General features: G+C 50.8%; 1 protein-coding gene. It reads right to left on the reverse strand.

Annotation, left to right across the window (positions count from 1 at the left end; translation table 11 throughout):
- The coding region (locus tag DZ860_RS25240; protein ID WP_439333189.1) for a phage tail tip protein J-related protein at positions 1-355 on the reverse strand (355 nt) is incomplete at its 3' end.
- Positions 356-365: the final 10 nt, after the last annotated feature.

Consider the following 365-nt stretch of genomic DNA (forward strand, 5'->3'; position numbering starts at 1 on the left):
TGGGTAGTTTAACCTTTCGAGGAGGACGCTCACCACTTTGTGGTTCATGACTGGGGTGAAGTCGTAACAAGGTAGCGCTAGGGGAACCTAAATCCAGGTAACCTTCCGCATCATCGCTCGCCCGACCGACGGCCTCCACGAATGCSGATTTGCCAACGGTGTTCACACTGCGGATATAAAAGTAATAATCATGGCCCGGTTTGATATTGATACTGGCGGCTATCCAGTACAGCGCCGTACCAAGATAACGCGTGCTGGTTTCAACCTGTCTGATATCCGCAATCTGCTTTTCCGAGAACCAGAACTCAAACTGTACCGTCGGGTCATAAACGGCAAGATGCGGCGTGGCGGTTATCTGAAAATAG

Origin of the sequence: Vibrio sinensis, from assembly GCF_003605645.1 — a bacterium.
Taxonomy (GTDB): Bacteria; Pseudomonadota; Gammaproteobacteria; order Enterobacterales; family Vibrionaceae; genus Vibrio; species Vibrio sinensis.